The organism is Streptomyces sp. CNZ301, from assembly GCF_004217425.1.
The window spans coordinates 168460-188434 of the sequence record NZ_SHLG01000001.1 but is presented as its reverse complement, the minus strand read 5'-3'; the positions used below and the strand labels follow the sequence as shown (position 1 = coordinate 188434).

Annotated in this window: 13 protein-coding genes and 1 pseudogene; 10 read left to right on the top strand and 4 right to left on the bottom strand. The window is 71.7% G+C overall.

Annotated features, from left to right (window positions below; translation table 11 throughout):
• Window positions 1-19 precede the first annotated feature (19 nt).
• The 7 genes and pseudogenes from EV375_RS00865 (at window position 20) to EV375_RS00835 (ending at window position 9111) form a co-directional block, all read left to right on the top strand.
• Window positions 20-1549, top strand: a complete 1530-nt coding sequence (locus EV375_RS00865; protein ID WP_130297721.1) for an MFS transporter — start codon at window positions 20-22, stop codon at window positions 1547-1549.
• 390 nt (window positions 1550-1939) lie between these two features.
• On the top strand, window positions 1940-2746 hold the full coding sequence (locus EV375_RS00860; protein ID WP_130297720.1) for an SDR family oxidoreductase: 807 nt from the start codon (window positions 1940-1942) through the stop codon (window positions 2744-2746).
• A 309-nt stretch (window positions 2747-3055) separates the two neighbouring features.
• The gene (locus EV375_RS00855; protein WP_130297719.1) at window positions 3056-4291 is read left to right on the top strand and encodes an exonuclease SbcCD subunit D; all 1236 of its coding nucleotides are present in this window, start codon (window positions 3056-3058) and stop codon (window positions 4289-4291) included.
• Window positions 4288-7410, top strand: coding sequence for an AAA family ATPase (locus tag EV375_RS00850; RefSeq protein WP_130297718.1), 3123 nt, complete (start codon window positions 4288-4290; stop codon window positions 7408-7410). The genes EV375_RS00855 and EV375_RS00850 overlap by 4 nt, the downstream gene beginning before the upstream one ends.
• A gap of 71 nt (window positions 7411-7481) precedes the next feature.
• A complete protein-coding gene (locus EV375_RS00845) occupies window positions 7482-8303 on the top strand; it encodes an SDR family oxidoreductase (protein WP_130297717.1) in 822 nt (273 codons plus the stop codon).
• Window positions 8304-8341: 38 nt separating this feature from the next.
• Window positions 8342-8488: pseudogene (locus EV375_RS00840) on the top strand (site-specific integrase); the annotation flags it as partial.
• Window positions 8489-8556: 68 nt separating this feature from the next.
• Window positions 8557-9111 (top strand): DinB family protein, encoded by a 555-nt coding sequence (locus EV375_RS00835; protein ID WP_130297716.1) that lies wholly within the window; start codon window positions 8557-8559, stop codon window positions 9109-9111.
• 632 nt (window positions 9112-9743) lie between these two features.
• Here the strand turns inward: EV375_RS00835 and EV375_RS00830 are convergent.
• From EV375_RS00830 to EV375_RS00815, 4 genes are all read right to left on the bottom strand, one after another.
• Complete coding sequence (locus tag EV375_RS00830) at window positions 9744-11447, bottom strand: DUF885 domain-containing protein (protein ID WP_130297715.1); 1704 nt, start codon at window positions 11445-11447, stop codon at window positions 9744-9746.
• A gap of 144 nt (window positions 11448-11591) precedes the next feature.
• Window positions 11592-13058: a GNAT family N-acetyltransferase gene (locus EV375_RS00825; RefSeq protein WP_486588211.1), complete on the bottom strand. Its 1467-nt coding sequence runs from the start codon at window positions 13056-13058 to the stop codon at window positions 11592-11594.
• 56 nt (window positions 13059-13114) lie between these two features.
• A complete protein-coding gene (locus EV375_RS00820; RefSeq protein ID WP_486588210.1) occupies window positions 13115-13717 on the bottom strand; it encodes a DUF1990 domain-containing protein in 603 nt (200 codons plus the stop codon).
• Window positions 13718-13795: 78 nt separating this feature from the next.
• The gene (locus EV375_RS00815) at window positions 13796-15394 is read right to left on the bottom strand and encodes an alkaline phosphatase D family protein (RefSeq protein ID WP_130297714.1); all 1599 of its coding nucleotides are present in this window, start codon (window positions 15392-15394) and stop codon (window positions 13796-13798) included.
• Window positions 15395-16143: 749 nt separating this feature from the next.
• Between EV375_RS00815 and EV375_RS00810 the strand changes: the two genes are divergently transcribed.
• From EV375_RS00810 to EV375_RS00800, 3 genes are all read left to right on the top strand, one after another.
• A complete protein-coding gene (locus tag EV375_RS00810) occupies window positions 16144-17127 on the top strand; it encodes a hypothetical protein (RefSeq protein ID WP_486588209.1) in 984 nt (327 codons plus the stop codon).
• Between the two features lie 92 nt (window positions 17128-17219).
• Window positions 17220-18746 carry an amino acid permease family protein gene (locus EV375_RS00805; protein WP_486588208.1) on the top strand — a complete coding sequence of 509 codons (1527 nt, stop codon included), beginning with the start codon at window positions 17220-17222 and terminating at the stop codon, window positions 18744-18746.
• Between the two features lie 168 nt (window positions 18747-18914).
• A complete protein-coding gene (locus EV375_RS00800; RefSeq protein WP_130297712.1) occupies window positions 18915-19970 on the top strand; it encodes a glutathione S-transferase C-terminal domain-containing protein in 1056 nt (351 codons plus the stop codon).
• The last annotated feature ends 5 nt before the right edge of the window (window positions 19971-19975 follow it).

Genomic DNA, 19975 nt, shown 5'->3' with positions numbered 1-19975 from the left:
GGAGCCGAGAGGTCCGCAGATGCCCCCCAGACCGGCCGGCCCGTCTCCAGGCGGTTCCGGCGCGGGGCCGGCCTCGGCCGCCGACGAGCAGAGCCGCACCCCCCACCGCTGGTGGGCACTGACGGTGATCGCCCTGGCTCAGCTGATGGTCGTCCTGGACGCGACGATCGTGAACATCGCCCTCCCCTCCGCGCAGCGGGACCTCGGCTTCTCCGACGACGGCCGGCAGTGGGTCATCACCGCCTACACCCTGGCCTTCGGCAGTCTGCTCCTGCTCGGCGGCCGGCTGTCCGACCTGATCGGGCGCCGCAGGACCTTCGTGACGGGACTCATCGGATTCGGTGCCGCGTCCGCTCTGGGCGGCGCCGCGGGCAGCTTCTCGGCGCTTGTCGGTGCCCGTGCACTGCAGGGTGTGTTCGGGGCGCTGCTCGCCCCGTCCGCGCTGTCCCTGCTGACGACCACGTTCACCGAGCCGCGCGAACGCTCCCGTGCGTTCGGTGTCTTCGGTGCCATCGCGGGCTCCGGGGCGGCGATCGGGCTCCTGCTCGGCGGGCTGCTCACCGAGCATCTGAGCTGGCGCTGGACGCTGTACGTCAACGTCCCGATCGCCCTTGTCGGTGTGGTCTGCGGACTGGCGATCCTGCCCCCGCACCGGCCCACCCGCCGCCCACGGCTGGATCTGCCGGGGACCGCACTGGTCGGCGGGGGACTCTTCTGCCTGATCTACGGCTTCTCCAGCGCTGCCACGGACGGCTGGGGCGCCTGGCGGTGCTGGGCGTCGCTCACCGTCAGTGCCACGCTCCTGGCCTGCTTCGTCGTCCACGAGTCGCGGGCCCGGAACCCTCTGCTGCCACCGCGTGTCGTGCGCGACCGCAACCGGGCAGCGTCCTTCATCAGCATCTTCGTCGCGGGTGCGGGGATGTTCGGCGTCTTCCTCCTCCTCACGTACTACTTGCAGAGGACGCTCGGCTACTCACCCGTCAGAACGGGCCTGGCCTTCTTGCCGATGGTCCTGGCGCTGGTCGCCACAGCGCAGCTCTCCACGAACGTACTGATCCCGCGCATCGGGCCGAAGCCGGTGGTGCCCACGGGAATGGGGTTCGCCGCCGCGGCCCTGGCCTGGCTCACGACGCTGAGCCTGCACAGCAGTTACGCGGCGCATGTCCTTCCGCCCCTGCTGGTGCTGGGCGTGGGGCTGGGCCTGGTCATGCCGTCCGCGATCAGCCTGGCGACCCTGGGCGTCGTCAAGCGGGACCAGGGCGTCGCCTCCGCCACCGTCAACACGATGCAGCAAGTGGGCGGTTCGGTCGGCACCGCACTGTTCAACACCATGGCCTCCCAGGCACTGAGCCACTACCTGCGCTCCCATCCGCGCGCCCCGGACCTTGTCGCGCGGGCCAATGTCTACAGCTACGCGATCGGCTACTGGTGGGCCTCGGGATTCTTCGCCGCGGGGCTGATCGTGACGGTGCTGCTCTACCAGCGGGGACGGCCGCAGGACCTGGTGGCCGGCCGGACGACGGGCGAGGAGGGCGGTGCCGGGAGCTGACGAGCCGTCCGATCCCGTCGCTGCCGCGCAACCCGGGCCGCACCGTCGTCACCGTAGGGCACAGCGGCATCGGGATCACCCGGTACTGGTCCTCCCTTGACACCCACCCGTATTCGATCTTGTCAGCCGTCAGCCGTCAGCCGTCAGCCGTCAGCCGTCAGCCGTCAGCCGTCAGGCGGCGTGCCGGCCCCGCGCCCAGGCACCGTCGCGAGCACGCTCTCGATCCGGCCCCGCGGATCGACATGCACGCACCCGCCCTTACCCTCTCCTGAAGCGCTCACCGGGACGCGGCGGGGACCTCGGGCCGCACGCCAATGGTCCGTCGCCGCCCGCCTCGTCCGGCGCGCGCCCGCACACCGGCACGCACGAACGACGGCGAGGCAGGCAGGCATGGCTCAGCAAGCGGCAACTCCCGAGGGCGAGTTCGGCGGCCGGACCGCCGTCGTGACAGGCGGTGCGTCCGGCATCGGCCTCGCCGTGGCCACGGAACTGGCGCGGCGGGGCGCGCAGGTGTGCGTCCTGGACCCCGCCTGCGACGCGCTGCCCGCGGGACTGGAGGGCCTGCCCTGCGACGTCGCCGACCGCGCCTCCGTGAACGCCGCGTTCACGGAGGTCGGCGAACGCTTCGGACGTCTTCACGTGCTGGTGAACAACGCCGGCATCGGCGCCCAGGGCACCGTCGAGGACAACGACGACGAGGAGTGGCACCGCGTCCTCGACGTCAACGTGACCGGCATGGCCCGGGCCAGCGCCGCGGCACTTCCCCTGCTGCGCCGCGCGGCGGCAGCAGGGGAAGGCGGGGCACCGGGCGGAGCCGCGATCGTCAACACCTGTTCCGTGGCGGCCACGGCCGGACTTCCGCAGCGGGCCCTGTACTCCGCCAGCAAGGGCGCGGTCCTCGCCCTCACACGTGCGATGGCCGCCGACCACATTCGCGAGGGCATCCGCGTCAACTGCGTCAACCCCGGTACGGCCGACACCCCGTGGATCGGCCGGCTGCTAGATTCCGCTCCCGACCCCGTCGCCGAACGGGCCGCCCTCGAGGCGCGGCAGCCCATGGGGCGGCTCGTCTCCGCGGACGAGGTCGCCGCCGCCGTGTGCTACCTGGCAGGTCCGTCGGCCGGCGCCACCACCGGCACCGAACTCGCCGTGGACGGGGGCATGCAGGGCCTGCGGCTGCGCCCCTCCGCAAGCTGAGCATCACCGTCACGGGACTGCCGCCCGGCCGCCCCTGCGAGTGTCATCGCTTCCGGCGGGTGAACGCGTCCGGCGCCGCGGCAGCGGCAATCGGCGGTCGGCGCCGTACGCCTTGGCTGCCGCAGGCGAGGGCCATGCCGCGTCAGGTCCGCGGCGCCACAGGCCTGTTGGAGAGCCATGGCGATGCACGGGAGGCGAACGTCCGCGCCTCGCAAGCCGATTCCCGCATTGTCAGTCCCGGCTGGTAGACCAGTCCGTGTCGAGAAGACCTACGACGGGGAGAGCGCGTGTGCTTGCGGGAGCAGTGCTGTGAGATTGCTGCACACATCGGACTGGCACCTGGGCCGGAGCTTTCACCGCGTCAGCCTGCTCGAGGCCCAGCGGGAGTTCCTCGGCCATCTTCTGAGGACCGTCGAGGAGGAGCGGGTCGACGCCGTCCTCGTCGCGGGCGACATCTACGACAGGGCCGTGCCCCCGCTGGCGGCGGTCTCGCTCTTCGACGAGGCCCTGCACCGGCTCGCGCGGCTGGGCGTGCCCACGGTCATGATCTCCGGAAACCACGACTCCGCCCGGCGCCTGGGTGTCGGGTCCGGGCTGATGGAGCACGCCGGCGTCCACCTGCGTACGGATCCGGAGGCCTGCGGCACCCCGGTGCTGCTCTCCGACGAGCACGGTGACGTGGCCTGCTACGGGCTGCCGTACCTGGAGCCGGCGCTCGTGTCCGCGTCGCTGGGCGCCGAGGAGCGCGGCCACACGGCCGTGCTCCGCGCAGCGATGGACCGGGTCCGTGCCGATCTCGCCGCCAGGCCCGGCTCCACGCGCGCGGTCGTGCTCGCGCACGCCTTCGTCCACGGAGGCGAGTCGTCCGACAGCGAGCGGGACATCACCGTCGGAGGCGTGGCCTCCGTGCCCGCCTCCGTCTTCGACGGCGTCCACTACGCGGCGCTCGGCCACCTCCACGGCTGCCAGACCGTCAACGAGCGTGTGCGGTACTCGGGTTCGCCGCTCGCCTACTCCTTCTCGGAGGCCGCCCACCGCAAGTCCATGTGGATCATCGACCTCGACGCGGCCGGAGAGGTCGCCGCCCGCCGCGTCTCCTGTCCCGTCCCGCGGCCACTGGCCCGGCTCCGCGGCAGCCTGGACGAGCTGCTGCAAGACCCGGCTCACACGCCGCACGAGGAGGCGTGGGTCGAGGCCACCCTCACCGACGCCGCACGTCCGCACGGGCCGATGGCCCTCCTGGCCGAGCGCTTCCCGCACATCGTCAGCCTGGTCTTCGACCCGGAACCCTCCGGCGAGGCGGAACCCCAGGTCTCCTACGCACGGCGGCTGAAGGGCCGCAGTGACCAGGAGATCGCCGAAGACTTCGTGGGACACGTCCGTACGGGCCGGACCGCCGACAGCCGTGAGCGCAGGATGCTCGGCGAGGCCCTGGAAGCCGCCCGTGCGGAGACCACGGCGGAGGAAGCCGCCGGCCGGACGCCGGCGGCATGCGGCCCGGGCGGAGCGGAAGGCACCCCGCAGCGGGCGGAGGCCCGCGGATGAGACTGCACCGGCTCACGGTCACGGCCTTCGGGCCCTTCGGCGGTACTCAGCAGGTCGACTTCGACGAGCTGTCCGCCGCCGGGCTCTTCCTCCTCCACGGCCCGACGGGCGCGGGCAAGACCTCCGTGCTGGACGCCGTGTGCTTCGCCCTCTACGGCACCGTCCCCGGCGCCCGCCAGCAGCCCGGCGGCACGCTCCGCAGCGACCATGCCGCCCCCGGCACGCCGACCGAGGTCGTGCTCGACCTCACAGTCGGCGGGCGCCGCCTGGAGATCACCCGCCGACCCGAACAGAGCCGCCCCAAACGCCGGGGCACCGGCAGCACACGGGAGCGAGCCCAGTCCTGGCTGCGTGAACACGACGCGGGCACCGGAGAGTGGAGGGGGCTGAGCCGCTCGCACCAGGAGATCGGTGAAGAGATCGCCCAGCTCACCGGTATGAGCCGCGAACAGTTCTGCCAGGTCGTGCTGCTCCCGCAGGGCGACTTCGCGCGCTTCCTGCGGGCGAGCGCGGAGGACCGTGCCAAGCTGCTCGGCCGGCTCTTCGACACCGGCCGGTTCGCCGCCGCCGAGGAGCAGCTGGCCCGCATGCGGCGCACCGCCCAGGACGAGGTGCGCGCCGGGGACGAGACGCTGCTCGGTCTCCTCCACCGCATGCGGCAGGCACTCGGCAGCGGCGACCCGGACCAGGCGGTCCCCGGTGGCCGGTACGCGGGCGGGGAAGAGGCGGGCGGCGGGCTTCCCGGCCAGCGTGCACGCGAGTCCACGAACCGTGAGTCCGCGCCGCGTGACGCCGCCGGCGGAGACGAAGCCCTCACCGCGGGCGCCCCGGGGCTGACAGCCGCCGTTCTGGAATGGGCCGCCCTTGCCCGTACGAGCGCCCGCGAAAGGCTGGACATCGCGGTCATCGCCTCCGGCACTGCCGAATCGGCACACCGCGAGGCGATGTCGCAGCTGGCCGAGACGCGTGAACTCGCCCGTCGGCAGAGGCAGTACAGCGTCGCCCAGGAGCGTGCCCGCGAGCTCGAGGAGCGCGCGGCCGAGCGCGAGGAGACCCGGCAGCGCCTGGAGCGTGCCCGGTCCGCCGGCGCCGTCGCCCCCGTCGTGGCGCTCCACGATTCGGCCGTCGCCGCCCACGGGACGGCGCTGGCCGAGCAGACGCAGCGCCGCGCACGGCTCCCCGCCGAGCTTGCCGACGCACCTGCTCCCGAACTGGCCAGCCTGGCCGGGGAGTACCGTCAGGAGCTGGGATCGCTGGAGGCGGCACGGCGCGCCGAGGAACGACGCACGGCCATCGAGACCGAACTCGCCGATCTCGAACGCGAATCACACGCCGACGAAGAGACCTTGCGGGAGGCCACGGAATGGCTCTCCCGTTGGGAGAGCGAGCGCCAGGCGCACCAGCGGCGCGTCGATCACGCGCAGGAAGCCGCCACGCGCGCCGAACAGCTCGGGGGGCGGCTGGAGCCGGCGAAGCAGCGCCTCGACGCGGCCCGGCGACGCGACGACCTCACGCAGCAGGAGAAGGAAGCCCGGCAACGGCTCCTGGGAGCGCGCGAGTCGGCGGCCCGGGCCCACGAGGAGTGGCTGCGGCTGAAGGACCAGCGGCTGCGCGGCATCGCCGCCGAACTCGCCGCCCAGTTGCGCGACGGCGAGCCCTGCACCGTCTGCGGAGCGACGGCGCACCCCGACCCGGCGCGCCCCGGAGCCGGAGCCGTCGGCCAGGCCGCCGAGGACGCAGCGCTCGCCGCCTACCGCGGTGCCGAAGCCGTCCGGGAGGAGGCGGACGTCGCGGCGCGCCGCCTGCGGGAAGCGCTGGCCGCGGCCGCCGCCGGGTCGCAGGGAGCGGACACCGGCGAACTCAGCGCCGAAGTAGAGGAGTTGACGGAGGCACACGGACGCGCGCACGAAGAGGCGTCCGACGCGCACGGCGCTCGGGAGGCCCTCGCACGGGCCGAACGGGAACATTCCCAACGTCTCGCCCAGCAGCGGGACGCCGAGCGCCGCGTCGCCGCCCGTACGTCGCACCGGGACGCCCTCCAGCGTGAACTGACGGCGCTGACAGGCCAGTTGGAGAAGGCCCGCGGCGATGCCCCAAGCGTCTCCGAACGCGCGGCGTTGCTCCAGCGCCGCACCGCCCTGCTCGAGGAGGCCGCCGACGCCGCACGCAGGGCACAGGAGAGCCTCAGACACCTGGAGGAGACCGCCGCTCAGCTGGCCGCCGCGGCGGACCGCGCGGGCTTCGGCAGCGCGGAGGCAGCCGGCGCCGCGGTCCTCGGAGACGAGGAACAGCGGATACTGGCAGAGCGTTTGGAGGAGTGGCGGGCAACCGAAGCCACGGTCGGCACCGAGCTGAGAGACCCGGACCTGATCGCGGCGGCCGCTCTACCGCCCGCCGAGCCCGACGCCGCGCAGCACGCCACGCACGAGGCCACCCTCCGGCTGCGCGCGGCCTCGGCCGCCGAGGACGCCGCCCGCACCCGCTGTGCCGAACTCGACAGGCTCACGCAGCAGGCGGCCGACAGCGCAAGGCGGCTCGCGCCGCTGCGTGAGACCCACGAACGGGTGGCCCGGCTCGCGGGTCTTGCGGCCGGCACCTCGGCCGAGAACGAGCACCGCATGCGCCTGGAGTCCTATGTGCTGGCCGCTCGCCTCGAGCAGGTGGCCGCGGCAGCGAGCGCCCGCCTCTCCCGCATGTCCGCGGGCCGCTACACCCTCGTCCACTCCGACGCCCGTGCCGGCGGGCGGGCACGCTCCGGCCTCGGTCTGCACGTCATCGACGCCTGGACCGGGGTCGAACGTGACACGGCGACCCTCTCCGGCGGCGAGACGTTCTCCGCCTCCCTCGCCCTGGCCCTCGGCCTCGCCGACGTCGTCACCGACGAAGCCGGCGGCACAAGACTGGAGACGCTCTTCATCGACGAGGGATTCGGCAGCCTCGACGAGCAGACCCTCGACGAAATCCTCGACGTCCTCGATTCCCTGCGGGAGCGCGACAGATGCGTCGGCATCGTCAGTCACGTCGCCGACCTGCGTCAACGCGTTCCCGTCCAGTTGGAGGTCACCAAGTCCCGGCACGGCTCGGCGCTGCACCACCGGTCGGCACCGGCCCGCACCTGAGGGAAGCAGCGCCTCCGACGGCGCGGGAAATCCACCTGACGTGTGCGCCGAGGGCCACCAGGCTGTACGTCATGACTCCCTCACCTCGCCGCGACCCCCTGCCCCTTCGCGGATGCACGGCACTCGTCACCGGAGCCAGCCGCCGTACCGGTATCGGTCACGCCGTCGCCCTCCGCCTGGCGGCCTACGGCGCGAGCGTCTACATGCACCACCACCGGCCGCACGACGCCGCTCAGCCCTGGGGCAGCGACACCGAAGGCCCCGACGCCTTGGCCGACGCCGTGCGTGAAGTCGCCGCGCCCGGCGCGAGAGTGGCACACGGCCCCGGCGACCTCACCGCACCGGACGCCCCGGCCCGCCTGGTCGGCGAGGCGGCGGAGGCACTCGGCGGCGACGGGCTCGACATCCTCGTGGCCAACCACGCGCTCAGCGGCGGCGACGGGCCTCTCGAGGCCGTCGACGCAGAGATGCTCGACGCGCACTGGGCGGTGAACACGCGCTCGGTGATCCTGCTGATCCAGGCCTTCGCGCGCCTGCCACGCCCGGACGACGCCCCCGCCGCCCGGATCGTGGTGATGACCTCCGGCCAGGACGTGCGCGGCGGCATGCCCGACGAGATCTGCTACAGCCTCGCGAAGGGCGCACTTGCCTCCTCCGTGCGCACTCTCGCGACCGCGCTGGCACCCCGCATCACCATCAACGCGGTCAACCCCGGTCCCGTCGACACCGGTTACCTCAGTGGCGAGGAACACGCCGCTGTGGCGGCGCTCTTCCCGGGCGGCCGGTGGGCCGTGCCCGACGATCCGGCCCGCCTCGTCTCCTGGCTGACCACCGACGAGTCGGCGTGGATCACCGGCGAGGTCATCAACTCCGAGAATGGCTTTGCGCGTTGAGCAAAGGCTCGCCCGGGAACGGGGCCGGTTCGAGCGCTGGCGCGTCGCTTCTGATGCTGATGGTCGAGTCCCGGCACCGCAAGCCGGAGAACCTGCGCCGCTACGTCAAGCCGTCACCGGACGCCATCGCCGAACTCACCAGCCCGCTCGCACCCGGCGGCACACGCCGAGACAGCGGTACGTAACCGAGCCGGCCGACCCGTCGATCCTGATCACCCCGACCGACCCGAAACCACCGAGCCCTGGAGTTGACATGGCTGACATGGTCGTGCCCGAACCCGTCACGCGGGACATTCTCGCGATCTTCGAAAACGTGCGATCCCGGCTGTTCGAGCGTGTGAAGGACCTGACCGACGCCGAGTACCTCTGGGAGCCGGTGAGCGACTGCATCAGCATCCGCCCCGGCGACGACGGCGTCTTCCGCGTCGCCACGCTGTTTCCGGAATCGAGCCCGGAGGCACCGGACCCCTTCACGACGATCGCCTGGCGCATCTGGCACATAGGCAGCCTTTGCCTGCGCGGTTATGTGATCCACTTCTTCGAGGACGTCCCCGAGTTCGGCGACCGCCACGAGTGGCCGGGCACCGCGAAAGAGGGCGTCCAGACGCTCGCCGAGGACTGGGAGCACTTCACCTCCCGTATCGCTGCCCTCGGCGACAAGCGCCTGTTGGCGCCGATAGGCATGGGCCCCGGCGGTTGGGCCGATGAGACCTATCTGAAGCTCGCGCTGCACGCTCTGAAAGAGGTCACACATCACGGCGGCGAGATCGGCCTGCTGCGCGACCTGTACCTGCGCGAAGGCGTCTGATTTCGGCGGTGTGCGACCTTGTCCGGCGGCCGTGTGCCGCCGGACAGCGGCCGGGGCCGTCAGCTGTCTCCTTCCTCCCGGTCTGCTCATCGGCCGCGTCCGGGTCACGCAGGGGCCTCATACCGCCGGGCAGATCGGGCAGCCGGAAGGAGTAGCGGCTCAGCATGTTGATGTGGTGCCGCACGAACGGCGAGCGACGGGCCGCGTCCTCGTCACGGACGTCGAAGCCGTCCGCGCGCAGCCGGCTCTCCGCGGTCCGGCCGGTGCATGAGCGCCTTGTTCAGGTCCACCTGTTTGAGGTCCCCGAAAGCCGGAGACCAACGGTCAATGAACCGACCAGTCGACGGGGCGATTTGTCGCCAAGTCGTCGCGTCGACGAGTGTGCCGCCACGCTCGCCCTCGGCGGACCAGGGGAGGGCCGGAAGGGGCCTGGCGGGCAGTTCACGGCTCAGGCGATTCGCCCGGACCTCCGCTGTGGGGAGCCCGCCGCCCGGTGGAGCCGGTTGGCTTCGAGGTGCCGCGGTGCCGGAACGCCGAGATCGCCGCGGCGCCGCGGGCGTGTGCGTCCGGCCTCAACAGCCGGACGCACACGCCCCGTTCGTCCGCCGCGGCGTGACGCTCCTGCTGGGACGTCAGAGCGCAGACAGCTCCGCCACCAGATCGTCGAGACCCAGTGAGCCCTGCGAGAGGGCAGCCATGTGCCACTGCTTCGGGTCGAACTCGTCCCCGTGCGCCTTGCGCGCCGCCTCACGTCCCGTCAGCCACGCGCGCTCGCCGAGCTTGTAGCCGATCGCCTGTCCGGGCATTCCCAGGTAGCGCACCATCTCGCTCTCCACGAAGTCCGCGGGACGGCCGCTGTGCATCCCGAAGAACTCCTGCGCGAGTTCCGGCGTCCACTGCTCGCCGGGACGGAACGGCGAGTCGTCCGGGATGCGCAGCTGAAGGTGCATGCCGATGTCGACGATGACGCGCGTCGCACGCATCATCTGCGCGTCCAGGTACCCCAGCCGCTGCTCGGCGTTGGTGAGGAAGCCCAGCTCGTCCATGAGCCGCTCCGCGTACAGCGCCCAGCCCTCGGCGTTGGCGCTGACCATCCCGACCGTCGTCTGATAGCGGGAGAGCTGATCGGCGACGTGCGCCCACTGCGCCAGCTGCAGATGGTGGCCGGGCACGCCCTCGTGGTACCAGGTGGAGACCAGGTCGTAGACGGGAAAGCGGGTTTCACCCATGGTGGGCAGCCAGGTGCGGCCCGGGCGGGAGAAGTCCAGCGACGGCTGGGTGTAGTACGGTGCCGCCGCGCCGCCGGGGGGAGCGATGCGGGACTCCACGCGCTTGACGCGCTCGGCCAGTTCGAAGTGCGTGCCGTCGAGCTTCTCGATGGCCTCGTCCATGAGCCCCTGAAGCCACTCGCGCACCTCGTCGACGCCCTCGACGGCCTCACCCTCGGTGTCGAGATGACGCAAAGCCTCCCACGGAGTGGCCGCACCGGGGAGGATCTTCTCCGCCTCGGTGCGCATCTCGCCGAGCAGACGATGGAATTCGGACCAGCCGTAGGCGTACGCCTCATCCAGGTCGAGGTCCGCGCCGTTCCAGTAGCGCGCCCAGCGGGCGTACCTCTCGCGGCCGACCGTCTCGGGCGACCCGGCGACGCCCGGCTCGTACACCTCGCGGAGCCAGTCGCGAAGCTCCCTGACCGCGCCGGTGGCGTCGTCGGCGGCCGACGCGAGAACCTCGTGCAACGCGTCGGGGCCTTCCGCCGCGAACGCGGAGAACCAGCCCGGGCCGTCGCCGCCCTCATCTTCGCCGACCCACTCGTCCAGCTGCCCGATGACGGTCGACACCTGGCGGGGCCCCGCGTGAAGCCCCTTGGCCAGGCCTGCTTCGAGAGATTCCCGGTAGCCCTCGAGGGCTTCGGGCACGGCACGCAGCCGCTGGGCGACGGCCGTCCAGTCGGCCAGCGTCTCGGACGGCATGACGGTGAAGATCGAACGCACCGAGTGGACGGGGGAGTGAAGGTTGCTGACGGCCCGTAGACCTTCCTGCGCGTCGTGCACGGCGAGTTCCGCCGTCAGCCGCTCCCGCAGCAGCCGGGCGCAGCGCCGTTCCGCGTCGCTGTCGGCACCGGGCTGCTGCTCGGCTTCCGCGAGACGGCGCAGCGTTGTGCGGCTCAGCTCGGCGAGGCCCTCCTGGCCTGCGGGGGAGAAGTCGGGGAAGCGGCTGTGGCTCTCCGGCACTCCGAGGTACGTACCGGTGATCGGGTCGAGTTCCACGAGAGCGTCGACGTAGGCGTCGGCGACCTGTCGCGGCAGGGGGGTGGGGTTCATGGGATCGGACATGTGCCCATCCTGGTATGCGCAGGCCCCCGGCGTCATCCTCCGCTGTGCCGGGGGCCGCGAGGCTTCGGCCGGGTCACCGGCCCGCCGCGGTCGCGGGGCGGCGGCACCGCCCGTGATGCGTCCGCCCGCGCTGCCCCCGGCCGCTCAGCGGCGTCCCTCGTGAGCGGAAGGGGCCCCGGCGGGCACCACGGCACGTGCTGAGGAGTGGGACGTCGGTGCGGAAGCTGAAGCGCTGCCCGCGAGGGCGGAACCGTCACCTGCGAGGTGTGCGGTGATGACGAGCGTCCGGTCCTCGACCTGGTGGTCGAGGGGCCGTGCGAGCTTGCGCATCGCGGCGGCCATCGCCGTGTTCGACGCCTGGGTGACGGCGTAGATCTCGGAGGTCCCCGCATCGAGGGCCAACCGGGCCAGACGGCGCAGCAGTTCGGTACCGATGCCCCTGTGCTGCCAGTCGTCCTCCACGATCAGGGCGACTTCGGCCTCGTCGCCGTCCCAGAGCAGATGGCCGAGCGCGACAAGCTTCCCGGACGCCGTCCGAGCGGCCAGCGTCCGCCCGAAGTGCGGGGAGAGGAGGTGGCGCAGATAGCGGTCGGCCTCGTTGACCGGACCGTGGTAGCGCTGGGCGAGCGTCGCCCTCGAGCACCGCTCGTGCATCTTCACGGCCGCGTCCAGGTCCGCTGTGTCCGCGCGCCCGACGGTGACCGGCAGGCCCTCGGGCAGAGTCAGGGTGTCCTGGGTGCGCGGGACCCGGGTGCCGGCGCCCAGCACGCGATCGAGCTCCACGAGCGCGGCGGCACGCGCGAACTCGGCCGGCGTGAAGGGAAGCTGGGGACGCTCGACGACAAGGACGCCGCCGGCCGGGTCGGGCAGCCGCAGCACGGTCTCCTCGTACGTTCCCTCCGGTGGCACCTCCAGCGAGGACGGTACGCCGGAGAAGGGCGATACCGACGGCACGTACCGTACGGTGCACCTGCCCAGCAACTGACGTAGGGCGAGGGGTAGTTCGGCCGTGTCGAGGGCGGTGCGGGCGGCCAGGCGCAGCACGCGGGTGGGAGTGTCGACGAGGTCGTGCGAATCGGCGCGCTCGACCCAGGTGCTGCTTCCGCCTGCCCCGTTCACGATCCGTGTGAGGTCGCCCGCCTCCAGCTCCTCGGGAGCGCGCAGTACGAATTCGTCCAGGGCCTGCTCGCCCCCGGGCTCGGTGCCATCGCCGGCGTTCCCACGCACCTGGCCGGGCATCGTCTCCCCGCACGGTGCGCCGGGTGGAGGGGGCGCGGTCTCCCCGTGCCCCGGACCGAGGGCTGGGGTCTCCCCGGGCCGCAGGCCGAGGGGAAAGGTCTGCAACGAGACGATGTCCACCCCCTGCCGGGCGAAGGCCCCGCACAGCTGCGCGAGCTTCCCCGGCTCGTCCGGAACCGTGGTGCGCATCCGCCACAGCGAAGTCGCCCCGGTCGGCTGGGACTTCACTCCTGCCGCGGCGGCGCTCGTGGCGTCTCCCGGCGGTGACTGCGGGCGGTGTCGGCGAAGCAGCGGACGGCGCTTCCCGAGGCCTGCGAAGAGGCCGCGGAGGTCCTGCCGGGATCGCTGCTCGTTCTGTGACATGTCAGTCATGGCATCACTCTCACGCACCGGCATTGCCTGATCAAGAACGCCTTGTGACCGATGAGTTAAGGATGTTCTGTCCGGTCGATGCCGCTTTCGCCCCCGCCTGTGCGAGGGCCGGGACCGGAACCGCCGGTGCCCGTCTCCTCGCGTACGAGCCTGCGCAGGACACGCCCGCATCTGCGCGCGTACCACCTCTGGAAGACGGGCAGCAGCGGGCCCGCGGCCACCGTGAACCAGGAGGCGGGCAGGCTGAATGCGAGCACCTCCAGTCGGACGGTGCCGTCCTCGTCCTGGACGACGACGAACGCTTCTTCGCCGCGCACCGGATGACCGGGGAGCGTCCCGTACGCCCACCCGGTGCGCCGCCCCTCCTCCACTGTCCACACCACCCGGCACGGCGCGTGGAGCCGCAGCGGCCCGGCACCCAGGCCCACCACGACCTTCACGCCCTCAGCTGCACGGGTCGCGCCGGTGTCGAAGCGCACACCGGCCACCCGGTGCAGCCGCCAGGTCATCACCGCGTCCGCGGCGACGGCGAATCCGGCGTCGCCGCGGCCCACCGTGCTGCTGACCCGCAGCGTGCGGAAGCCTTCCGGCCAGTGCGCGGGACTCTTTCCCGTGGCCCCCACGCCGGGATAGCCCAGTGGCTCCGGACGGTGGGTCACGCTGTCACCGGCTCCCAGCGCAGCGGTCCGGTACGCACCGTCCGCCGCGCACCGGCCGGCTGCCACCCGGCCCGCCGCTCACTGGCCGGTCCGGCCCGGCTGCAGCACCTTCGTGAAGAGGACCTCGCCTCCCTGCTCCCGCAGCCGGACGGTCAACTCACCGCTGCCGCCGTCGATGTCGACCTGCCCGAAGTGCTGACCGCCTTCGGTGGGCGGCGTGTTGGCCTTCTGAGGCGCCTTGATGAAGGGCTGCGAGGGCCCGAAGGTGCCGTCGAGTTTCAGGGCGGGGAATCCGCCCGCGTTGAGCGGCCCCGAGACGAACTCCCAGAAGGGTTCGAAGTCCTTGAAGGCCGCCCGCGACGGGTCGTAGTGCTGCGCACAGGTGTAGTGGACGTCGGTGGTGAACCACACCGTTCCGGTGATGCGGTCACGCTTGATGTGGCGCAGCAGCTCGGCGATCTGGAGCTCCCGGCCGAGGGGCTTGCCGGGGTCGGTCTGTGCGACACCCTCGAAGTCGGTCTTTCCGTCGGGCACGGCGAGACCGAGCGGCATGTCCGCGGCGATGACCTTCCACACTGCCCGCGAGCGCGACAGCGCCTTCTTCAGCCACGTCAACTGGGCTTCGCCCAGGATGCCTTGGGGGTCCTGCTTCTGCGTGCCGGGGGAGTTGGCGTTGCGGTAGGTGCGCATGTCGAGGACGAAGACGTCCAGCATCGGTCCGTGGTGGACGACACGGTAGACGCGTCCGTTCCGGTCCTTCGCCGGGAGCGTGCTGAGCGGGTGGTATTCGCCGAACGCCCGCAGGGACCTGGCGGCGAGCGTGTCGACGTCCTTCACCTGGTAGCGGTCGTCGTCGAGGATCTCGCCCGGATACCAGTTGTTGAGCACCTCGTGGTCGTCCCATTGGACGACGGAGGGCACCTGCGCCTGGAACCGGCGGAGGTTCTCGTCCAGAAGGTTGTAGCGGAAGTTGCCGCGGAACTCCGCGAGGGTCTCGGCGACCTTCGACTTCTCCTCGGTGGTGACGTTGCGCCACACTCCGCCGTCCGGCAGTTCGACCCTCTCCACGATGGGCCCGTCGGCGTAGATGGTGTCGCCGCTGTTGAGGAAGAAGTCGGGGTCCAGACGGCGCATCTCCTCGAAGATCGTATAGCCGCCCCGGTCGGGATTGATGCCCCAGCCCTGTCCCGCCAGGTCCCCCGACCACAGGAAGCGCACGCCCTGGCGGCGCCGGTCCGGCGCGGTGCGGAAGGTGCCGCGGACCGGCTCTCCGGTGCGGCGCGGATCGTCCGGGTCCGAGAGGGTGACGCGGTAGAAGACCTGCTCACCGGCGGGGAGTCCCCGCACCGGCGTGACGCCGGTGAAGTCGGTCCCGGGCCCCACGACGGGGCCCTCCCAGCGGCGCGCGCGACGGAAGGACTCCGTCGCCGACGTCTCGACGAGCATCCGGGCACGGCGGTCCGCCCGCACCCACACCAGGCCCGAAGAGGCCGTCACATCCCCCGTCTGCACACCCCACTTGGCCTCGGGACGCCCGCTGAGCGCCTGCGACGGGGCGGCCCCCGACAGCGCGGGCAGGGAGAGAGCGGCGGATGCCGCGATCGAGCCGCGCAGCATGGCGCGGCGTCCCGGTGCCGTGCCGCCGGTCTTGCGGGAGATGGGGTCCTCGTGCGCCATGGACGAGCCTCCTGGATCGCGGATGGACGGAGCAGGCCTGTACGGACCGAACGGGCGATACGTACCACCGCCTCACGGGCGGCGCACGCGACACCTCGCAGAGCGCAGCGGTGAACACTGGACTCAGTGAACATCGACGCCGCGACGGCAGAAAGGGTTCCGTTGTCCTCTGCGTGCCTTGCGGCGTTCATGTGTGTATCGCAGCCGGAGGCTTGACGGCCGTCCCGGCTGCCCCCAAGCTCTCTCCATGCGTCCTGACCTGGAGCGTCGGTGCGCTTCCGCGCGCACGCGCCCATGACTGTGCTCGCTGTTCCCTGAAGGCCCGGTTCCCTGCAACGCGCGGCTGCTCGAAGTGGAAAGGACGGGACCGCGGGTGGGGGAGCAGCGCGTAGGGGCGCCGGGAAGCGACGGGGAAGGGACCCGGAAAGCGGTACGGATGCCGAAAGCCCCACCCGCTGGCGGACTTTCGGCGCAGGACCGTCACATTCCCCGATGCCGCCCTGTGACCTCGGAGGAGTTAGGTTCGGTGATGAATACGGGACACGCGGCAACGCGTCCCTGCTCGCCTGCCAAGTGGCCGGCACGGGCTGCTGCGTTCCCTGCCCCTGTCGTTGAGGAACTGCCGTGATGCCGCACCACCCGCCCCTGCCCCCTCCCAGCCTGCCGCGCCGTTCGCAGCCGCGCCGGGTGGTAACGGAGCGGAGCTGATGCGGCGGACCACCGGAGGGCAGAGCCGCGGGATCCGCCCCGTGTACAGCCCGGCAGGCTTCGACAACGAACTGCGCAGCGCACTCGAGGAGTTGAGGGCGGGCCGCTGGATGGCGATGCGCGCGCTCCTCGACCGTACGGGCACCTCATGGGGGCTGCGGACGGCCCGTTCGCAGGTGCTGGGTGTCGTGGCGGCGGGGTCCCAGGTGGTGGAGGCCTGGCTCCGCGAGGACCCCCACAGTGCCGACGCGCGCACCATGCTGGCGAGGGTGGCCGTCGAGCGCGCCGTCCGCGCCCGTCGCGAAAACCACCACAGCGCGGGCGAGTTGGAGAAGACCGCCCGCCAGGAGTGCCACACGGCCGCCGAGTTGCTGCCCGGCGACCCCGTGCCGTGGGTGTGCCTGCTGGCGCTGGCCCGCCTGGACGAGCGCCAGGAGCGGGGTGAGCACCGCGAACGCGCCGCGGAGCCCATGCTGCCGCCGGGCCCGTGGGGGCTGCTCTACCGCGTCTACGAACGCGACAGATACAACCGCGAGGCCCACCACCGCATGCTGCACTTCCTGCACGCGCGGTCCGGGGGAAGCGGAGGCTTCTCGTCGCGTGCCTCCGCCGTGGACTTCGTCCGCTGGGTCTCCTCCTGGGCCCCCGCCGGCTCCGCGCTGCTGGCGCTCCCGCTCTACGCCTACGTCGAGCAGTACCGGCGCCAGGTCGCCGAAGGCCGGGCCGACCCGCTGCTGCGGCAGCAGTGGGCCCACGATCCTGTCGCTCTCGATGCCGGCACCGCCCTGCACGGCTGGTTCGACCATACGGACCCCACCAGCCAGTCCGTGCTGGATCTCAATCACCTGGCGCACGCGCTGTGGGCGGGCAACCGCGCGGCGGACGCTGCGCGCGTCTTCGCCGCCCTGGGCCCGTACTTCACCCAGCAGCCCTGGCTTCAGGTCGCGGAGGATCCCGAACGTCCCGAAGCCGCCAGGGCGGAGTACTGCCGGGCACGCGAAGAGTCCTTCGCCGCGGACCGCTGATCCGGTTCCCGACCGCACGCCGTCCGTCCCTCTTTCACCCCGCCGCCCCCCGCTGCTCAGCCACCACTCCCCCGCACCACCAGGAGGTTCCGTTGCTACCCACGGTCAGGCATCGCCGTGACGACCGGATCGACGACGACGCCAAGCTGCGCGATCTGGGATACCAGCCCGTACTGATCCGGCGCATGGGCCCGTTCGGCAACTTCGCCATCAGTTTCTCCGTCGTGTCCGTCCTGTCCGGATGCATGACGCTCTACGGGTTCGGCCTGATAACCGGCGGGCCGGCGGTGATGGTGTGGGGCTGGCTGCTGGTCGGTCTGATGGTGATGTTCGTCGGTGCCGGACTGGCAGAGGTCACCAGCGCATACCCCACCTCCGGTGCCCTGTACTACATGGCCGACCAGCTCGGCGGCCGCCGGTGGGGCTGGTGCACCGGCTGGCTGAACCTCCTCGGACTGCTCGGGACCCTCGCGGGAATCGACTACGGCGCGGCCATGTTCACCGGTGCGCTCCTCAACCTTCAGTGGGGCGTGGAACCGACACCCGGCATCGTCATGGTGATCTTCCTGTGCATCCTCCTGCTGCACGCCGCCCTCAACCTCTTCGGGGTGCGTCTGGTCAGCGTCCTCAACTCGGTAAGCGTGTGGTGGCACTTCGCCGGTGTCGCAGTGATCGTCGGTGTGCTGGCGCTCGTTCCCTCCGAACACCGCCCGGCTTCCTTCGTCTTCGGTGAATTCGTCAACGACACCGGCTGGTCCAGTTCGCTGTACGTCGTGATGATCGGGCTGCTGCTGGCGCAGTACACCTTCACCGGATACGACGCCAGTGCCCACCTGTCGGAGGAGACCACCGACGCGGAGGTCAGCGCCGCGCGGGGCATCGTCCGCGCTCTCGGCTGGTCGTGGGTCGCGGGGTTCGTGCTGCTCGTGGGGGTCACCTTCGCCATCCAGGACTACGCGGGCACTCAGAACAGCGCCACGGGCGTGCCGCCCGCGCAGATCTTCCTCGACGCGCTGGGCCTGACCGGAGCGAAGCTGCTGCTGCTCATCGTGATCATCGCCCAGCTCTTCTGCGGCAATGCCGAGGTCGCCGCGACCAGCCGCATGGTCTTCGCTTTCTCCCGCGACGGCGCTCTGCCCTTCTCCGCGCTGTGGCGGCGTGTCAGCCCGCGTACGGGGACTCCTGCACCCGCCGTGCTGCTGACCGTGGCGGTGGCGGCGCTGCTCGCGCTGCCCGCCCTCTACAGCAAGGCGGCCTACGGTGCGGTCACCGCCATCGCCGTCATCGGTATCACTCCGGCCTACGCCATCCCGATCTTCCTCCGGCTGCGGTACAAGGAGCGCTTCCGGCAGGGGAAGTGGAACCTCGGGCGCTGGGGCGTACCGATCGGCTGGACGGCCGTGGTGTGGGTCGCCCTCGTGACGGTGCTCTTCTGCCTCCCGCAGACGCACCCCATCAACGCCGACTCCTTCAACTACGCGCCCGTCGCCCTGATCTGCGTGCTCGGGCTGGCGTCCATCTGGTGGGCCCTGGCCGGGCGCGGTTCGTACACCACGCCCACCTTCAGCACCAGCAGCGGCGACCGTGAACTCGCGGAGATGAGCGAGGAGATCGTCTGACGACCCCGTGGGCCGGCCGGTCGCGGGTCCGGGGCGGTGGAGCTCCCCGGGCCCGTCGGCGCACGGCCGTCGCGTCCTCCACCCGGACGGAGGCGCCGACCGCAGCGGTGGACCTGACCGCACAGGGGTAGAGGACCACCGGAGACCCGCAGGGGAAGGAACCGCACATTGAGCCGCGACGGCGACGCGACCGGCACCACCGCGCAGGACGGTACCGCGCAGAGCAACACCGCGTACGGAAGCAAGCCCTTCAAACGGTCCAGAAGCCACTTCACGGACCGGATCACAGCCGACGGCGCCGACGGCTGGCCCGTCGAGCCGGATCGCTACCGGCTCGTCATCAGCCGTGCCTGCCCGTGGGCGAGCCGGGCCGCGATTTCGCGGCGGCTGCTCGGTCTTGAGGGAGCGCTGTCGCTCGGTATCACCGATCCCCTTCAGGACGACCGCAGTTGGCGCTTCACGCTCGACCCGGGGGAGAAGGACCCGGTGCTGGGCATCCGCTTCCTGCACGAGGCGTACGACGCACGCGAGGGGGAGTACCCGGGCGGGGTGAGCGTCCCCGCGATCGTCGACGTCCCCAGCGGCCGGCTGGTCACCAACGACTACCAGCAGCTGACGCTGGACCTTGCCACCGAGTGGACGGATCTGCACCGCTCCGGTGCGCCGGATCTGTACCCGGAGGAGCTGCGTGACGAGATCGACGAGGTGATGGAAGGCGTCTACCGAGACGTCAACAACGGCGTCTACCGGGCGGGTTTCGCGACCGGGCAGGAGGAGTACGAGAGAGCGTACGGCGATGTCTTCCGCCGCCTGGACGTGCTCTCCGCCCGGCTCGCGGACAACCGCTACCTGGTGGGGGAGACCATCACCGAGGCGGACATCCGCCTTTTCGTCACGCTCGTACGCTTCGACGCCGTCTATCACGGCCACTTCAAATGCAACCGTTCGAAGATCGCAGAGGACCCGGTGCTGTGGGCGTACGCCCGTGACCTCTACCAGACCCCCGGCTTCGGGGACACGGTGGACTTCGATCACATCAAGCGGCACTACTACGGGGTCCACACCGGTATCAACCCGACGGGCATCGTGCCCGCCGGGCCGGACCTGTCCGGATGGCTGACCCCCCACCATCGCGAGCAGCTGGGCGGCCGGCCCTTCGGCGACGGCACTCCTCCCGGCCCGGTGCCGGCCGGTGAAGAGGTGCCCGCGGTGCACCGGCCCTGAACTGG